This window comes from Streptomyces sp. NPDC045846 (assembly GCF_056431605.1).
This window is the reverse complement of the sequence record NZ_JBWKKJ010000002.1, coordinates 172,331-188,654: the sequence shown is the minus strand read 5'-3', so window position 1 is coordinate 188,654 and position 16,324 is coordinate 172,331. Positions and strand designations below refer to the sequence as shown.

At 71.9% G+C, this 16,324-nt stretch carries 13 protein-coding genes and 1 tRNA gene; 10 read left to right on the top strand and 4 right to left on the bottom strand.

Annotated elements, in window-relative coordinates; genetic code table 11:
• Positions 1-56: 56 nt before the first annotated feature.
• Positions 57-1,325: a M6 family metalloprotease domain-containing protein gene (locus AC07F3_RS05880; protein ID WP_479110880.1), complete on the bottom strand. Its 1,269-nt coding sequence runs from the start codon at positions 1,323-1,325 to the stop codon at positions 57-59.
• Positions 1,326-1,665: 340 nt separating this feature from the next.
• Between AC07F3_RS05880 and AC07F3_RS05875 the strand changes: the two genes are divergently transcribed.
• Positions 1,666-3,672: a putative bifunctional diguanylate cyclase/phosphodiesterase gene (locus AC07F3_RS05875; RefSeq protein ID WP_479110878.1), complete on the top strand. Its 2,007-nt coding sequence runs from the start codon at positions 1,666-1,668 to the stop codon at positions 3,670-3,672.
• Between the two features lie 76 nt (positions 3,673-3,748).
• Here the strand turns inward: AC07F3_RS05875 and AC07F3_RS05870 are convergent, their stop codons facing one another.
• On the bottom strand, positions 3,749-5,416 hold the full coding sequence (locus tag AC07F3_RS05870) for a glycosyl hydrolase family 18 protein (RefSeq protein ID WP_479110876.1): 1,668 nt from the start codon (positions 5,414-5,416) through the stop codon (positions 3,749-3,751).
• Between the two features lie 288 nt (positions 5,417-5,704).
• Here AC07F3_RS05870 and AC07F3_RS05865 point away from each other — a divergent pair, with 288 nt between their 5' ends.
• Positions 5,705-6,262, top strand: a complete 558-nt coding sequence (locus AC07F3_RS05865) for an NADPH-dependent FMN reductase (RefSeq protein WP_479110874.1) — start codon at positions 5,705-5,707, stop codon at positions 6,260-6,262.
• Between the two features lie 381 nt (positions 6,263-6,643).
• Here AC07F3_RS05865 and AC07F3_RS05860 read toward each other — a convergent pair whose 3' ends face one another.
• Positions 6,644-7,741 carry an LLM class flavin-dependent oxidoreductase gene (locus AC07F3_RS05860; RefSeq protein ID WP_479110872.1) on the bottom strand — a complete coding sequence of 366 codons (1,098 nt, stop codon included), beginning with the start codon at positions 7,739-7,741 and terminating at the stop codon, positions 6,644-6,646.
• Between the two features lie 171 nt (positions 7,742-7,912).
• On the opposite strand from AC07F3_RS05860, the gene AC07F3_RS05855 reads away from it, so the two are divergent.
• The 8 genes from AC07F3_RS05855 (at position 7,913) to AC07F3_RS05820 (ending at position 15,315) form a co-directional block, all read left to right on the top strand.
• Entirely contained in the window at positions 7,913-9,313 is a 1,401-nt protein-coding gene (locus tag AC07F3_RS05855) for an amidase (protein ID WP_479110870.1), read from the top strand.
• 76 nt (positions 9,314-9,389) lie between these two features.
• On the top strand, positions 9,390-10,268 hold the full coding sequence (gene ehuB / locus AC07F3_RS05850) for an ectoine/hydroxyectoine ABC transporter substrate-binding protein EhuB (protein ID WP_114036697.1): 879 nt from the start codon (positions 9,390-9,392) through the stop codon (positions 10,266-10,268).
• Positions 10,265-11,005 (top strand): ectoine/hydroxyectoine ABC transporter permease subunit EhuC, encoded by a 741-nt coding sequence (gene ehuC / locus AC07F3_RS05845; RefSeq protein ID WP_479110868.1) that lies wholly within the window; start codon positions 10,265-10,267, stop codon positions 11,003-11,005. Before ehuB ends, ehuC begins: the two co-directional genes overlap by 4 nt.
• On the top strand, positions 11,002-11,652 hold the full coding sequence (gene ehuD, locus AC07F3_RS05840; protein ID WP_479110866.1) for an ectoine/hydroxyectoine ABC transporter permease subunit EhuD: 651 nt from the start codon (positions 11,002-11,004) through the stop codon (positions 11,650-11,652). Before ehuC ends, ehuD begins: the two co-directional genes overlap by 4 nt.
• Positions 11,642-12,424, top strand: a complete 783-nt coding sequence (locus tag AC07F3_RS05835; RefSeq protein ID WP_479110864.1) for an amino acid ABC transporter ATP-binding protein — start codon at positions 11,642-11,644, stop codon at positions 12,422-12,424. The genes ehuD and AC07F3_RS05835 overlap by 11 nt, the downstream gene beginning before the upstream one ends.
• 211 nt (positions 12,425-12,635) lie before the next feature.
• The gene (locus AC07F3_RS05830) at positions 12,636-13,394 is read left to right on the top strand and encodes an IclR family transcriptional regulator (protein ID WP_479110862.1); all 759 of its coding nucleotides are present in this window, start codon (positions 12,636-12,638) and stop codon (positions 13,392-13,394) included.
• Between the two features lie 73 nt (positions 13,395-13,467).
• Positions 13,468-13,541: transfer RNA gene (locus AC07F3_RS05825), tRNA-Lys, on the top strand.
• 184 nt (positions 13,542-13,725) lie between these two features.
• The gene (locus AC07F3_RS05820) at positions 13,726-15,315 is read left to right on the top strand and encodes an MFS transporter (RefSeq protein ID WP_479110860.1); all 1,590 of its coding nucleotides are present in this window, start codon (positions 13,726-13,728) and stop codon (positions 15,313-15,315) included.
• A 78-nt stretch (positions 15,316-15,393) separates the two neighbouring features.
• Here the strand turns inward: AC07F3_RS05820 and AC07F3_RS05815 are convergent, their stop codons facing one another.
• A complete protein-coding gene (locus AC07F3_RS05815; protein ID WP_479110859.1) occupies positions 15,394-16,314 on the bottom strand; it encodes an SGNH/GDSL hydrolase family protein in 921 nt (306 codons plus the stop codon).
• Positions 16,315-16,324: the final 10 nt, after the last annotated feature.

Sequence of the window (16,324 nt, the reverse complement as noted above, 5' to 3'; positions counted from 1 at the left end):
CCCTCGCGGAAGCGGGGGGCTTCTTCGTGTCCGGGGCCGGAGCGCCGCGGGGCCGGTCAGTGGGAGATCTTGACCGTCCAGGCGCCCGACTTCGTCCGGCCCTCGGCCTCGATTCGGATGCCCTCGCCCGGCACCGTGTACGTCTCGCCGAGCGCGACCGGCGCGTCCGCGAGCGGCGGGTACACCGACTTCTCCCAGCACGCCGCCGTGTCCGGGTGCGCGTCGAGCACCTGGACCGGGCCGCCGCCGGAGGCCGAGCCGCTGCGGACCCGGTAGACCAGCAGCCCCTGGTTGCAGCTCGCCCGGTCCAGTCCCTCCGAGTCCCGTACCTCGATGGCGATCGCGCGGTCCTCGCCGGTGCGGATCACGGCGAGCCGCTTGCCCGTGCCCGCCTTCGCGGGGGACGCGGACAGCGGTTCCAGGGTGAGCCGGGTCGTGCCGTCGCCGGTCACACAGCTGACCTCCTGCCGGTCCAGCCAGCCCAGCTTCCACTTCTGCCAGCCGAACAGGTCCGGCGCCGTCCCGAACTGGCTGCCCATGACGTCCCAGTCGCCGACGTAGGTGTCCCAGTCGCCGTTCTTGCCGTCCTGGGGGCGGTGGTAGAGGTCCGGCAGGTCGAAGACGTGCCCGGTCTCGTGGGCCAGCACGTTGCGGTCCGGCGGGTGGTGCTCGAAGACCGTCACCACCCGGTTGATGTCCCGCCCGTCGGCGCGTACGGGCCGGTCGAAGTTGACGACCTTCGTGGCGTCGGAGTCGACGCCGGGCGCGTCCGGGTCCGCGACCAGATAGATGATGTCGTACTTCGAGAAGTCGGTGGTCGGGTCGGCCGCCCGGATCGCGTCCTGCAAGTAGCGGGTGCGCTGGTCCGGGTCCCAGTCGCGCTCCATGCGGTACGAGGTCGAGGCGGCGGGCATCCGCACCCATTCGCGCTGCGGCTCGGCGTCGAGCCGGAACTTGCCGTACGAGGCCTGCTCGAAGAAGCGGCTGGTGGCGGGGAAGTAGTCGGCGGCCAGGTCGGAGGGGGAGGTGGCGGGCCTGGAGTCCGGGAAGGACAGGAAGACCATCACCGCACGGAGGGAGCGGACGGGCCGCGGGTAGGCGGCGTTCCAGGTGTCGACGCCCAGCGAGTGGTGGGCCTTGGTCCGGGGCAGCGCGCACGGCACCGCGGAGTTCGCCGCGACAGCGGGACCCGACACCAGCGAGATGGCGGCGAGCGCCGTGAGGGAGGTGAGCGCCGCCGCCGCACTGCGCAGCCGGACACGCTCCACTCCCCCGGGTGTCTGCTGACGCTGCACGTCGACCTCCGGGAGCGGGATGCGGAACATCCCGCCCACTTTGTGCAGGTTTCTACGGATATGCCCTGTTCTGCTGCCCCAGACGAGTGAGGCGCCCGACACCCCGGCGACTTACGGAAAGTCACGACCGATCACCGACGGGCCGAGCCCGGCCACAGCCGCGCAGAAACGATCGGCCAACGATCGACCCGGAACTCCGGGTGCTCTTGATCACGAGGACGAAGCTGGATCGCGCCTCGCGCCAGCCTCTATGATCGGCACACTTTCCTGCGTGGATGCGGCCTCCCGAGGCTGTCGTCCACCCCGGCCGAAGAACCCGAGCAACTCCGTACTACCTCTGCACAACTCGATCGCACTGCGGGAGCCAGCGGTGAGCGGAACCCCCGAAGGACCGGGCCAGGCGCCCGGAACCATCCGGTCGCCCGTCACAGAGCGTCATAAGGACCGCACCGCGGGCGCCGTGGCGGAGCGCCCCCCGGAACGCGCCGGAAACCCCCTGCCCGAGCACCCGCCACAGCAGGACGACCCCGCCCCGGACGCCTCCGCGCCCCCACGCCCGGGCTCGCTCGCCACCCGGGCCGCCGAGCTCCTCGCCGCGCTGCGGGCCGAGCGCGCCGAGCAGGCCGCGCGGTACACGGCCGGGCGCAGCGCCTGTGAACTGCGCGACTACCAGGCCGCGTTCAACGCCGCCCACCTCGCGATGGCCGTCGTCGACCGCGAGGGCACCGTGGTCGCCGCCAACGAGGCGCTCGCCGACCTCCTCGGCACCGACCCGGCGGCCCTGCACGAGCAGGACGCCGCCGACCTCGTCGACCTGGCCGCCGACAACCGCACCTGGCACGCCTACCGCGAAGTGCTGCGCGGCGCCCGCACCCGGTTCCGCTGCACCCGCCGCCTCAAGCACCCCGACGGGCACTCGCTCTGGGCCGAGGTCACCGTCGCGCCCGTGCCCGACAGCCCCAGCGTGCTGCTCTCCATCGCGGACATCAGCGACCGGCGCGAGCTCCAGGCCCGGCTGCGCCACCTCCAGATGCACGACCCGGTGACCCGCCTGCCCAACCGCACCCTGTTCTTCGAGCGGCTCAACTCCGCGCTCGAAGCGTCCGCGTACGACAACGGCGGCACCGGCCGCATCGGGATCTGCTACCTCGACCTCGACGGATTCAAGGCGGTCAACGACACGCTCGGCCACCGGGTCGGCGACCGGCTGCTCAGCGCGGTCGCGGCCCGCCTCACCGAGTGCGCCGACCAGTCCGGATACGCGCGCAGCGGCGGGCACCTGGTGGCGCGGCTCGGCGGCGACGAGTTCGCCGTCCTGGTGGAGGACTCCACGGGCACCGAGCAGCTGGCCGAACTCGCCCGCTCCGTACTGAACGCGCTCCAGCGGCCCTTCGACCTGGCGGGCCAGCGCCTGTCGGTCTCGGCGTCGATCGGCGTGGTGGAGCGGGCCAGCGCCGGCACCACCGCGACCGGCCTGATGCAGGCCGCGGACACCACGCTGTACTGGGCGAAGGCCGACGGCAAGGCCCGCTGGACGCTCTTCGACCCCGAGCGCAACGCCCACCGCATGACCCGCCAGGCGCTGTCCTCCACGCTCCGCCCGGCCGTGGAGCGCGGGGAGTTCACGCTGGAGTACCAGCCGCTGGTGGGGATGGCCGACGGCGTCGTGCACGGCGTCGAGGCGCTGGTGCGCTGGAACCACCCGCAGTTCGGGATGCTTCCGCCGAATCGGTTCATCGGAATTGCTGAAGAAGACGGTTCGGTGGTCCAGCTCGGCCGCTGGGTGCTGCGCTCCGCGTGCCGGCAGGCCCGGCGCTGGCAGATCGAGCACCCGGAGGTGCCGCCGATCTTCGTCAGCGTCAACGTGGCGGTCCGCCAGGTCTGGGACTCCGACCTGGTGGCGGACGTGGCGGAGATCCTCGCGGAGACCGGCCTCGCGCCGCACCTGCTCCAGTTGGAGCTGACCGAGTCCGCGGTGATGGGCTCGGCGGGCCGTCCGCTCCAGGCCCTCCAGGCGCTGTCCGACATGGGCGTGCACATCGCGATCGACGACTTCGGCACCGGCTACTCCAACCTCGCCTATCTGAGCCGGCTGCCCGTCTCCGTCCTCAAGCTGGACGGGTCGTTCGTGCGCGGTTTCCAGTACGACGAGGGCGGCGCCCACCCCAACCCGGCCGACGAGACCATCGTCGAGGCCATGGTCCAGCTCGCCCACCGGCTCGGGCTCACCGTGACCGCCGAGTGCGTGGAGACCGCCGAACAGGCGGGCCGGCTCGCCCGGATCGGCTGCGACACCGGCCAGGGCTGGCTGTACTCCCGGGCCGTCGCGCCGGACCGGATCGCCAGGATGATCGCCCCCAGCCCGCAGACCGCCTGAGGCTCCGCACGACGACGGACGCCCCGCCCCTCCGCAGTGGAGGGGCGGGGCGTCCGGATGCGCGGGGAGGGCCGGGTCAGCAGGCGCCGAGGTCCTGCCAGACGCCCCACTGGCCGGTGGTGCCGGGCTGCTCGCCCTTCGTCCACCACTGGGCCTTCCAGGTGTGACCGCCGTAGGAGACCAGGTTGCCTCCGGTGTAGGTCGCGCCGCTGTCCCAGGCCGCCGCGGTGCAGCCGCCCGGCGTCGGGGTCGGGCTGTTGGTGGCGGTCGGGGTCGGCGACGGGGAGCTGGTGGCCGTCGGCGTCGGGTCCGGGGAAGAGGGGGACGAACCGACCGCGTCCACGATGTAGTTGAGCAGCGTGGTGTTGTCGTCCAGGCCGAGCAGGCTGTACATCATCGCGCCCGCCAGGCCCCGCTGGTGGGCGTAGTCGGCGCGGGCCTGGATGGACTGCTTGTCGAGGCCGGTGAAGAACTCGCCGTCCTTGTAGAAGTACGAGGCCTTCGCGTCCGCGTCCCAGAACGTGGTCGCCGGGTTGTCGACGATGCCGCCGAGCTCCTTGTAGAGCGCGGTTCCCGCGACCTGGCTGGTGGGCCGGGCGCCCGAGGGGCCGGTCGCGGCCTGGGCGAGGCCGTTGTTGGTGGCCGGGACGCCCTTCCAGCCGCGGTAGTAGAACTCGTACCCCAGCGTGATCTTGTTGGCGGGGAAACCGCCCGCGATGCCGTAGGCCGCGTTGCCGTCGATCCAGGAGTCGATCGCGTTGGAGATCGAGTACTTCTGGGTGCCGGGCTTGATGACGTCCGTCGGGTCGTTCGCGGGCGAGACCAGCGGGGACTGGTGGTAGGTCGGGCCGGTCGCGTTCCAGGCGCCGTGCATGTCGTACGTCATGATGTTCGCGTAGTCGAGGTACGCGCCGACCTTGTTGGTCTCGATGTTCTTGATCTTGTCCTGACCGGCCGGGAGCGCCGCGGTCAGGAGGTAGTGCTTGCCGCCGTGCGCGGCTCCGTACGCGTCGAGCTGCGAGCGGAACTCGGCCAGCAGGGCGGTGTAGTTGGCCTTGTCCTCGGCGCCGTAGTGGTTGCCGAGGTGGCCGTCGGGCGAGCCCGGGTACTCCCAGTCGATGTCGACGCCGTCGAAGATCCCGGCCGCCGTGCCCGCGCCGCCGAACCCGCCGTCGACCGGCAGGTTTCCGGCGATGTACTGGTTGATGCAGGACGAGACGAACTTCTTGCGGCTGGCGTCGGTGAGGGCCGCGTCGTGGAAGTACTTGGAGTACGTCCAGCCGCCGAGCGAGATGTTGATCTTCAGCTTGGGGTACTTCGCCTTCAGTTCCTTGAACTGGTTGAAGACGCCCACGATCGGCTGGTTCCAGGTGTCGCCCACGCCGCTGACGCTGTCGGCGGCCGAGAACGACTTCTGGTAGTCGGCGAACGAATCGCCCGCGCCGTCACCGGCGTTGGGGTTGTTGTCGTCGCCCGCCGCCTTGTTCGCCTCGAAACAGGTGAGGTTGGTGGGGTCGATGTTGCCGAACGAGTAGTTGAGGACGTCCAGTTTGCCCGCGATGCCCCGGGTGTCGAGGTGCTTGGGGTAGAAGGCGTTCCCGTACACGCTCCACTGGTCGTAGTACGCGATCTTCACGCCGCCCGTCGAGGGTGCGGCGGCGTTCTGGGCGGTGGTCGCGGCCGACGCGGTGCCGAGGCCCGCGAAGGCTGCCAGGGCGCCGGCGGCGAGCACGGCGGTGCTCAAGGCGGCAACAACGGGTCTGCGGCGCTGCAAGACGACCTCCGGGGGGACGGGGCACAGGGGGTGCGGGGAAGCGGTTGAGGAAGTGATAGCGATCGAATCCCGGCCACGTCAATGGTCTGAACCAAATTGAGGACTAGACCAATCTGGTGGTGAACGCCCTTGTCAGGGGCCGAGTTGAGATGCTTTGCGTCGCCAGCGTCCAGCCATCTGCGGCCCTCCGGCCCCCGGGAGCGGCGCTGGACCAGTCCGCCGCGGTGACCCAGGTTTTACCGACGTACGATCGGCGCCATGGCCGGTCTCCCCACCCTCGCGCTCATCAGCGGCAGCCTGCGCGCCGCCTCCACCAACTCGGCCGTGGTCCGCACGGTCGCGGACCTCGCCGAGGGCCTCGCGAAGTCCGTCACGTACGACGGGATGGGCTCGCTCCCGCACTTCAACCCGGACGACGACGTCGACCCGCTGCCCGCGGAGGTGGCCCGTCTGCGCGCCCTCATCGCCTCGGCGGACGCGATCCTGATCTGCACCCCGGAGTACGCGGGTGACCTGCCCGGCTCCTTCAAGAACCTGCTCGACTGGACGGTCGGCGGCACCGAGATCTCCGACAAGCCCGTCGGCTGGGTCAACGCCTCGGTCAGCCCGACCGGGGCGGCGGGGGCGCATGCGGCGCTGCGGACTGTGCTCGGCTACACGGGGGCGTACGTCGTCGACGCCGCGGCCGTTCATGTCCCGGTGCCGCGGGGCGCCGTCGGCCCGGCCGGGCTCATCACCGACCCCGCCCTGCGGCGCGCCCTGACCGGGGTACTCACCACCCTGCTCTCAGCCGAATCCGGCCCGCTTTCAGCGTAGTTGGGCCATCCCTCCGGCCCGGCCGGGCCCCGACCCCCACGGGGCGCGGGGAACTGCGCGACGAGCCACGCACGGTCGGCGGGCGCACGCGGCGACGCGGGAGCGGGGTGCGACCCCGCTTGCCGCCGAGGGAGTTGGGACCAGGCGCTCCCGCACCCGACCGGTTACCCGCGGGCCACGTTGGCTGGTCGCGCAGTTCCCCGCGCCCCCCGGCAGGGTTGGGGGACAGCCGCGCCGATTGCATCGCCAACTCTCCCCGTCCACCCGCGGACCGTGGGGGCCGATCGCGCAGTTCCCCGCGTTCCTGGCGGGGTTCGGGGCAGCCGCGCCGATTGGGTACCCGCGCCCCTGGCGGGGTTGGGGTCAGCCGGGCCAATGGGGTCAGGGGGTCAGGGAGGGCAATTCGTATGCGTTGGCTATCAGTTCGTACGAGCGCACCCTCACCTCGGGGCCATGCGCGTTCGCCGTCAGCATCAGTTCGTCCGCGCCCGTGCGCTTCTGGAGGGCGTCCAGACCGGCGCGCACCTCGTCCGCCGTGCCGGAGATGACGTTGGCGAGCCAGCTGTCGACGAACTCCCGCTCCAGCGCGCTGAATTGGTACGCCTCCGCCTCCTCCGGCGTCGGCACCAGGCCGGGGCGGCCGGTGCGCAGGCGGACCATCGACAGGGCGTTGGTGAGGGTCTGCCGCCTGGCCTGCTTCTCGTCGTCCGCGGCCAGCGCCGAGACGCCGATCAGGGCGTACGGCGCGTCCAGGATCTCCGACGGCCGGAAGGAGTCGCGGTAGAGGTCGAGCGCGGGCACGGTGTTCGCCGCGGAGAAGTGGTGCGCGAAGGCGAACGGAAGGCCCAGCGCACCCGCAAGGCGGGCGCTGAAGCCGGAGGAGCCGAGCAGCCAGATTGGCGGGCGGGCCGAGGGGCCCTGCACCGGGCCGGGCACCGCGTGGATGCGGGCGTAGGGGTGCCCGTCCGGGAAGTCGTCGTCGAGGAAGCGGGTCAGTTCGGCGAGCTGCTGGGGGAAGTCCTCGGCGCCCTCGTTCAGGCGGTCGGTGCGGCGCAGGGCCGCGGCCGTCGCACCGTCCGTGCCGGGCGCCCGGCCGAGCCCGAGGTCGATGCGGCCCGGGGCCATCGCCTCCAGCGTGCCGAACTGCTCGGCGATCACCAGCGGCGCGTGGTTGGGCAGCATCACCCCGCCCGAGCCGAGCCGGATGCGGCTGGTGTGCGCGGCGAGGTGGGCGAGGATCACGGCCGGCGCGGAGGAGGCGACGCCGGGCATGGAGTGGTGCTCGGCGACCCAGTGCCGGTGGAAGCCGCGCCGCTCGGCCAGCCGCGCGATCTCCACACTGGTCCGCAGCGCACGGTGCGCGGTGTAGCCGCTGCCGACCGTCACCAGGTCCAGCACCGACAGGGGTACGGGTGCGGTTCCGGCCGCCGTCCCTCGAATCGCATCCACGTCCACCGGTCCGCGCCTCCAGTTCGTCACGTCGTTCACGTTCGTCGCGTCACTCACGTTCCGCGTACGTGCAAGCCAAACAGGAGGCGGTCTCCGTTTTATTCCCGGCCGCCCGGGGACCGGGGCGGGGCCTCGTCGCGGTGCGAAAGCCCGCGCCACCCGGTCACGTGGCGGGGCGGAAAGGTGGGTACGACATCGTTCATGACCGAGCCGAGCGAACTCACCGATCTGACGGCACGTCAACTTCTGTCCGGCTACCGGGCGGGCACCTTCTCCCCCCTCGACGCGACCCGGGCGGTACTGGCCCGGATCGAGGCCGTGGAACCCCGCCTGAACGCGTTCGTGCGCGTCGACACCGAGGCGGCCCTGACCCAGGCCCGCGCCGCCACCGAACGCTGGCACGCCGGGGAGCCGCAGGGGCTCCTCGACGGGGTGCCGGTGTCGGTGAAGGACCTGCTCCTCCAGGCGGGCGGACCGACCCTGAGAGGGTCCAACACCGTGTCCGCGAACGGGAGTTGGGAGGAGGACGCTCCGGCGGTGGCCCGGCTGCGCGAGCACGGCGCGGTCCTGGTCGGCAAGACGACGACCCCCGAGTTCGGCTGGAAGGGCGTCACCGACTCACCCCGCACCGGCGTCACCCGCAACCCGCACGACGCGACGCGCACGGCGGGCGGCTCCAGTGGCGGCAGCGCGGCGGCGGTCGCGGCGGGGGCGGCGCCGCTTTCGCTCGGCACCGACGGCGGGGGTTCGATCCGCATCCCGGCCTCGTTCTGCGGGGTGCTCGGCCTCAAGCCGACGTACGGCCGGGTCCCGCTGCACCCCGCCAGCGCCTTCGGCGCGCTCTCGCACGTGGGCCCCATCGCCCGGGACGCGGCGGACGCGGCCCTGCTCCTCGACGTGATCAGCGGCGCGGACTGGCGCGACCCCACGGCGCTCGAACCCCCGGCCCTGTCGTACGCGGCGGCCCTTCCCGAGGACCCGGCGGCGGGCGTCAAGGGGCTGCGGGTCGCCTACTCGCCCTCCTTCGGCGGACAGGTGGCGGTGCACCCCGAGGTGGCCGCGGCGGTACGGGCCGCGATGGCCCGCCTCGCCGACCTCGGGGCGTACGTGGAGGAGGCCGACCCCGACTTCGCGGACCCGGTGGACGTCTTCCACACCCTGTGGAACGCGGGGGCGGCCCATCTCGTCGCCCAACTGAACGCACGACAGCGGGAGTTGCTCGACCCGGGGCTGCGCGAGATCGCCGCGCAGGGCGCCCGGCTGTCCGCCCTGGAGCTCCTGACCGCGCAGACCGCCCGCACCGGACTGGGCCGCCGGATGGCCCGCTTCCACCAGCGCTACGACCTGCTGGCGACGCCCACCCTGCCGATCACCGCCTTCACGGCGGGCCGGGAGACACCGGCGGGCCCCGGGCCGCACCGCTGGACGGGGTGGACGCCGTTCACCTACCCGTTCAACCTGACCCAGCAGCCGGCGGTGTCGGTCCCGGTCGGCACGGACGCGGACGGCCTTCCCATCGGCCTCCAGCTGATCGCGGCGCGCCACCGGGACGAGGTGGCGCTGCGGGCCGCCGCTGCGTTCGGGGAGCACCCGACGGGCTGAATCCAGCGGGCGGCGCCGGGCGGCGCCCCGAAAAATGGGGGGCATGGGCTGGATAAAGGGGGGTAGCCGCGCCGCCATGGCCCGAGCTACCTCACGCCCCAGACCCTCCATACCCAGGCGAACCCTGCTCACCGGCGCCGCCGCCGTCGCGCTCACCGGCGCCGCCGCCTGCTCCCGCGTCCCCCAGGGCGGCGCCCTCGCCCGCCTCAAGTCGCAGGGGACGGTGCGCCTCGGCATCGCCGGTGAGGTTCCGTACGGCTATGTGAACGAGCAGGGCGAGTTCACCGGCGAGGCACCCGAACTCGCCAAGGTGATCTTCAAGCGGCTCGGCATCGACCGCGTCCAGCCCGTGGCCACCGACTTCTCCTCGCTGATCCCCGGGCTCAACTCCCAGCAGTTCGACGTCGTGTCCGCCGGGATGTACATCAACAAGGAACGCTGCGCGCAGGTCCTGTTCGCCGACCCCGAGTACCAGATGCTGGACGCGTTCATCGTCCGCAAGGGCAACCCGAAGAACCTGCACAGCTACGAGGACGTGGTCCGCGCCAAGGCGCGGTTCGCGACCGGCACCGGCTACGCCGAGATCGGCCACGCCACCGCCGCCGGCTACCCCGAGGGCGACATCGTCATCCTCCAGGACCAGGTGGCGGGCCTGAACGCGGTCGAGTCGGGCCGGGTGGACGTGTTCGCGGGCACTTCCCTCACCGTGCGGGAGGTCGTGAAGAAGAGCGCGAAGGCCGAGGCCACCCAGCCGTTCGCGGCGGTCGTCGACGGCAAGAAGAAGATCGACGGCGGCGGCTTCGGCTTCAGGCCCACCGACGGCGAGCTGCGCGACGCCTTCAACGCCGAGATCCACCGCATGAAGCAGAGCGGCGAGCTGTTCCGGATCCTGAAGCCCTTCGGCTTCACGCAGGACGAGATGACCACTTTGACCGCCAAGGAGCTGTGCCGATGACGGCGGGACTGTGGCAGCACTGGGTGCTGCCGGGAATCTGGATCACGGTCCAACTGACGGTGTACAGCGCCGCGTTGGCCGCGGCCGTCGCCTTCGGCGTGGGCATCGCCCGCACCCACCGCTCCCGCGCGGTCCGGTTCCTGGCGGCCGCGTACACGGAGATCTTCCGCGGGACCTCGGCCCTGGTGCTGATGTTCTGGCTGTTCTTCGTGCTGCCGCCGCTCGCGGGCTGGCAGCTGGTCCCGATGTGGGCGGCGGTCCTCGCGCTCGGCCTCTCCTACGGTGCATACGGCGCGGAGATCGTGCGCGGCGCGCTGAACGCGGTGGCCCCCGCCCAGCGCGAGGCGGGCATCGCGCTCAGCTTCACGCCGTGGCAGCGGATGCGCCTCGTCCTGCTGCCGCAAGCGGTGCCGGAGATGATGCCGCCGTTCTGCAACCTGCTGATCGAGCTGCTCAAGGGGACCGCCCTGGTCTCGCTGCTCGGCGTGGGCGACGTGTCGTTCGCCGCGTACCTGGTGCGGCTCGCGACGCAGGACAGCGCGCAGATCTACTCCGTCACCCTGCTCATCTACTTCGTGCTCGCCTTCGGCATCACCCGCGGGATGAAGGCGCTCGAACGCCGTACCAAGGCGAACCTCGGGGTGGGCACCGCGCCCCCGGGCGGCGGCTCCCCGGCCGTGCAGGCGAAGAAGCCCGTCGCCGTGGGCGGCACGACAGCGCGAGGTGACCTCCGATGACCTGGGACTGGTCCGCCGTCTGGGACTTCATGCCGCGCTTCTGGGACGGCGTGCTCACCACGCTCCAGATCCTGGCGCTCGGCTCGCTCATCTCCTTCAGCCTGGGCCTGGTGTGGGCGCTGGCCTTCCGGGCCCCGACCCGCTTCGTGCGCTGGCCCGTCCATCTGTTCACGGAGTTCGTCCGCACCACGCCGCTGCTGGTGCAGCTGTTCTTCCTGTTCTTCGTGCTGCCGGAGTGGGGCGTGAAGTTCTCCGCGCTGACCACCGGCGTCCTCGCCATCGGCCTGCACTACTCGACGTACACCGCGCAGGTCTACCGGGCCGGCATCGAGGCCGTGCCCAGGGGCCAGTGGGAGGCGGCGACCGCGCTGAGCCTGCCCACGCACCGCACCTGGTTCGCGGTGATCCTGCCGCAGGCGGTCCGCCGCATCGCGCCCGCGCTCGGCAACTACGTCATCTCCATGCTGAAGGACACCCCGCTGCTCGCCGGGATCAGCGTCCTGGAGATGCTCCAGCAGGCCCGCCTGGCGGGGGCGAGCACCTTCCAGTACACCGAGCCGCTGACCGTCGTCGGCGTCGCCTTCATCCTCATCGCCTATCCGGCTTCGCTGTTCGTACGAGCCCTGGAGCGCCGCCTTGTCCGCTGAAACCCAGACCGAGACCCCCGTCCGCGAGAAGACCGGCGCCGAGCTGATCCGCTTCGAGAACGTGACCAAGCGCTTCGGCGACAACACCGTCCTCGACGACCTCTGCTTCACCGCCCGCAAGGGCAGGCACGTCACCCTGATCGGCCCGTCGGGCTCCGGCAAGACCACGATCCTGCGGCTGCTCATGACCCTGGAGACGCCCGACTCCGGCATCATCCAGGTCAACGGGACCCGGCTGCACCCGGCCGGTGAGAAGGAGCGCCGGGAGGCCCGCAAGAAGATCGGGATGGTCTTCCAGCAGTTCAACCTGTTCCCCAACATGAGCGTGCTGCGCAACATCACCGAGGCGCCGGTGCGGGTGCTCGGCATGAGCGCCGACGAGGCCGAGGCGCGGGCGCGCGAACTGCTCGACCTGGTGGGCCTGGACGAGAAGCGGGACGCGAAGCCCGCGCAGCTGTCCGGCGGGCAGCAGCAGCGCGTCGCCATCGCGCGGGCGCTCGCGATGCGGCCCGAGGTGCTGCTCCTGGACGAGGTGACCTCCGCGCTCGACCCGGAGCTGGTGGCCGGCGTGCTCGACCTGCTGCGCGACATCGCCCGGACCACCGACATCACGATGCTCTGCGTCACGCACGAGATGAGCTTCGCGCGGGACATCTCGGACGAGGTGATGATGTTCGACGCGGGCAAGGTCATCGAGTCCGGTCCGCCGGAGCAGATCTTCGGCGCACCGGAGCACGAGCGTACGAGGGAGTTCCTCGGCGCGATCGCCTGAGCACGCGCCGTGCGCGACGCTGACCTCACGTTCCGGCCATCCGAGCGCCCCCAGATCGTGACTCTGGCATATGCCACGGTGGCGCGTCCCAGGACAGAGCCCTGGAGCGCGCCACCAATCTTGTCAACACCCCCACCGGAAACGGGTCTTGGCGGCTATCGTGGAACGGCAGACCTGCCACCTTCGCAGTTCGACCTGCTAGGGGGAAACCGTGGCGCTGAAGCCGGAGCCGACCGCGCCGTTCCATTCGGTGCAGTACGTCCTGCGGGTCCTGGAGGCGATCTCCAGGCACGGCGGGGGCGTGACCGACGTCCAGGTCGCGCGGGAGACGGGCCTGCCCACCGCCCATCTGACCTCCATGCTGCTCATGCTGCGGCGCGAGGGATACGTGGAGCAGGTGGCCGACGGCGCCTATGTGATCGGCGACTCGATGGTCCTGCTCGGCTCGGGCGCCGCCCGCCAGCAGGCCCTGGAGACCAAGCTCCAGGACACCCTCATGTCGCTGCGCGACTCGGTGGGCGCGGCCGTCTACATCAGCCGCTACATCGACGGCGAGGTCAAGATCACCCAGTACGCGGACGGGCCGACCGCGCCGAAGGTGAACGAGTGGGTCGACTTCAAGTCGGCGGCCCACGCGAGCGCGGTCGGCAAGTGCCTGCTGACCCAGCTCGACCAGAACGGCCGCCGCGACCACCTCTCGCGCCACAAGATCGCCCGGCTCACCTCCCGGACGATCACCAGCGAGAAGGTCCTCTTCTCCAAGCTCGACAGCCAGCCCGCCACCGTGCCGGTGCTCGACCTCCAGGAGTACGCGGTGGGCACGGTCTGCGCGGCCGTGCCGCTGACCGCGGGCTCGGCCGTCGGCTGCCTGGCCCTGTCGATGCCGATCGAGCACGCCCACCGGCTGCGCGCCGCGGCCGACACCCTCAACCGCCGGGCCGCCCCGGTGGTGCTCTCGCTGGCCATCTGACCGCCCTCGCGGCCCGGCCCCGGGGTGGTCATGAGCACCCCGGAGGACCAGGTAGTATTTTCTCTGTCAGCAGGCGCCGCTAGCTCAGTTGGTTAGAGCAGCTGACTCTTAATCAGCGGGTCCGGGGTTCGAGTCCCTGGCGGCGCACAGACGGAGAAAGCCCCTCGCGAAAGCGGGGGGCTTTTTCGTGCCCGCGGCGGCCCCGCCCAAGAGCGACTCCCGCACGGATCACCCACCGACCCATCGGCGCACCCGCGTGCCCAGAGATTTATACGTACGTCTTAAACGTAAGTACTAGACAAGCGTTTAAGACGCTCGTACATTTCTTGCCATGACGCACTCGACGAGCACCACAGCGAGCACCACCGGCGGGGCCCGCCTCCGCGCCGGGCGCCGGGAATGGACCGCCTTCGTGGTCCTCCTGCTGCCCCTCCTCCTCGTTTCGATGGACGTCTCCGTCCTCTACTTCGCGCTCCCCTCCATCAACCGCGAGCTCGCCCCGTCCGCCACCCAGCAGCTGTGGATCATCGACGTGTACGCCTTCGCGCTCGCCGGGCTGCTGATCACGATGGGCTCGCTCGGCGACCGGATCGGCCGCCGCAAGCTGCTCCTGTTCGGCGCCGCCGCCTTCGGCATCGCCTCGGTGACCGCCGCGTACGCCACCAGCGCCGAGATGCTCATCGCGTCCCGGGCCCTGCTCGGCCTCGGCGGAGCCACCCTGATGCCCTCGACGATGGGCCTGGTCCGCACCATGTTCCGCGACGACAAGGAGCGCGGCCGGGCCATCGGCATCTGGTCCGGCGCGATGGCGGGCGGGATCGCGCTCGGCTCGGTGATGAGCGGGATCATGCTGGAGCACCTGTGGTGGGGCTCCGTCTTCCTGATCAACGTGCCCGCGATGGTGCTGCTCCTGGTCCTCGCGCCGGTGCTGGTCCCGGAGGCCAAGGACCCGGCGCCCGGGAAGTTCGACCTGCTGAGCGTTCCGCTGTCGATGGGCGCGGTGCTGCCGGTGGTGTACGGCCTCAAGGAGTTCGCGGCCGACGGCCTCTCCGCGCCGAACGCGCTCTGTGTGGCGGCGGGCCTGCTGGTCGGCGCGGTCTTCGTACGCCGTCAGCTCACCCGGCGCGACGCGATGATCAGCCGTGAACTGTTCCGCCCCGGCCGCGGGTTCGGCGCCGCGATCTCCCTCAACACCATCGCAGCCTTCGCGATGATGGGCTCGGCCTACTTCACCACCCAGTACCTCCAGTCCGTCCTCGACATGAGCACGCTGCGGGCCGCGCTGTGGAGCGTCGCCCCCTCGCTCACCATCGGCGCGGCCGCCCCCATCGCGACCGCCGTGGCACAGAAGGTGAACCGGGCCTACGTCATCGCCGCGGGCTGCGTGCTCGGCGCCGCCGGATACGCGCTCCTGGCGCTCGCCGGGACCGACTCGCTGTGGACAGTGCTGGCCGCTACCGCGGTCATCGGCATGGGCATCGTGACCGTGATGGCCCTGGTCTCCGACATGGCGCTGGGTTCGGCGCCCACCGAGAAGGCGGGCTCGGCGGCCGCGCTCCTCGAAACGGGGCAGGAGTTCGGCGGGGCGCTCGGCATGGCGGTGCTCGGGTCGATCGGCACCGCGGTCTACCGCTCCGACCTGCCGGACTCGGCGCCCGCAGCCGCCCGCGAGACCCTGGGCGCGGCCGTCGCCGGCGCCGACCGGGCCCTTGTCTCCCTCGCCCAGGAGGCCTTCGTGGACGGCATGCGGTACGCGGCGGTCGGCGGCACCGCGGTCCTGCTCGTCGCCGCGGTGCTGGCGGCCGGGATGCTGCGGGGCCCGGCCGCGGCGGCCAAGGCCCAGGCCGAGGAGCAGGCGCGGGGCGCCGAGGACGAGGGCGGCGGCATCGCTCCGACCCGCGTCGCGGAACCGGCGGCGTGAACCCGTACCGCTCCCCCGCGCGGCCGGAGGGCCGGTCATCTCACCGATGACCGGCCCTCCGGGGCTTTCCCGCGGGGGTCAACTCCCCAGCGCGGACAGCACCGTGGCGGCCTGGTGGTCGGCGCCCAGGCGGTTGGGGTGGAACGGGACGGCGGGCCCCGGCGGGTCGCTGGACACCGGCACCAGGCCCTCGACCCACCGCGTACCGGCGGGCTCGCAGATGTCGTGTCCGACGCTTCCCCGATAGGTGTCGGCGAACTCGGCCCCGCCTTCCTCGGCGGCGGAGGCGAGCATGGCGTTCAGCTCCCTGAGGCGGGCGCCGAGCCACGTCAGGTCCTGGTCGAGGATCGGGACCCGCGGATAGCAGCCGTGGTCGGCGGCGACCCCGGCCAGGTAGTCGACGACCAGCACGGTGGCCCGGGGCGAGCGCCGGTGGATGCCCGCGAGCACCTTGGCGATCCGGGGCCGGGTGGCGGCGATCCGCCGCGACACCAGGTCGCTGCCGTCGGGGCCGGTGAACCTGTTCCGGCACGGGGCGGCCAGCGGGGCGGGCAGCGGGTTGACGCAGCCGGGCACCACGTCCGCGAGCCCCACGTCGTTGCCGCCGATGCCGACGGTGACCAGGTCGGTGGTGGGCGTCAGCCGGTCGAACTGGGCCGGGTTCACGCCCTGCGCGAGCAGCGGTACGCGGCCGACGTTCTGCGGTCTGGTCATCTCGGCGGTGGTGGCGCCTCCGCACGTCGCGTCCCGGAACGCCCTCACCCGGAGCCGGGCGGCGACCTGCTTGGGGTAGTTCCAGGTGCTCTGGGCGCAGCCCGTGGGGGCGTAGGTGGGGTCGATGCCGAGCACGGTGACGTCCGCGGACCAGGAGTCGCCGAGGGCTACGTACTCGTGGAAGCGGGCGGCCGCCCCGGGGGGCGCGGGGCGGGCGGCGGCGACCGGGGTGGCGAACAGTGCGGAGGCCAGGGCGAGGGCGGTGGGCAGGAGGCGGGAGTTCACGGGCCCATCC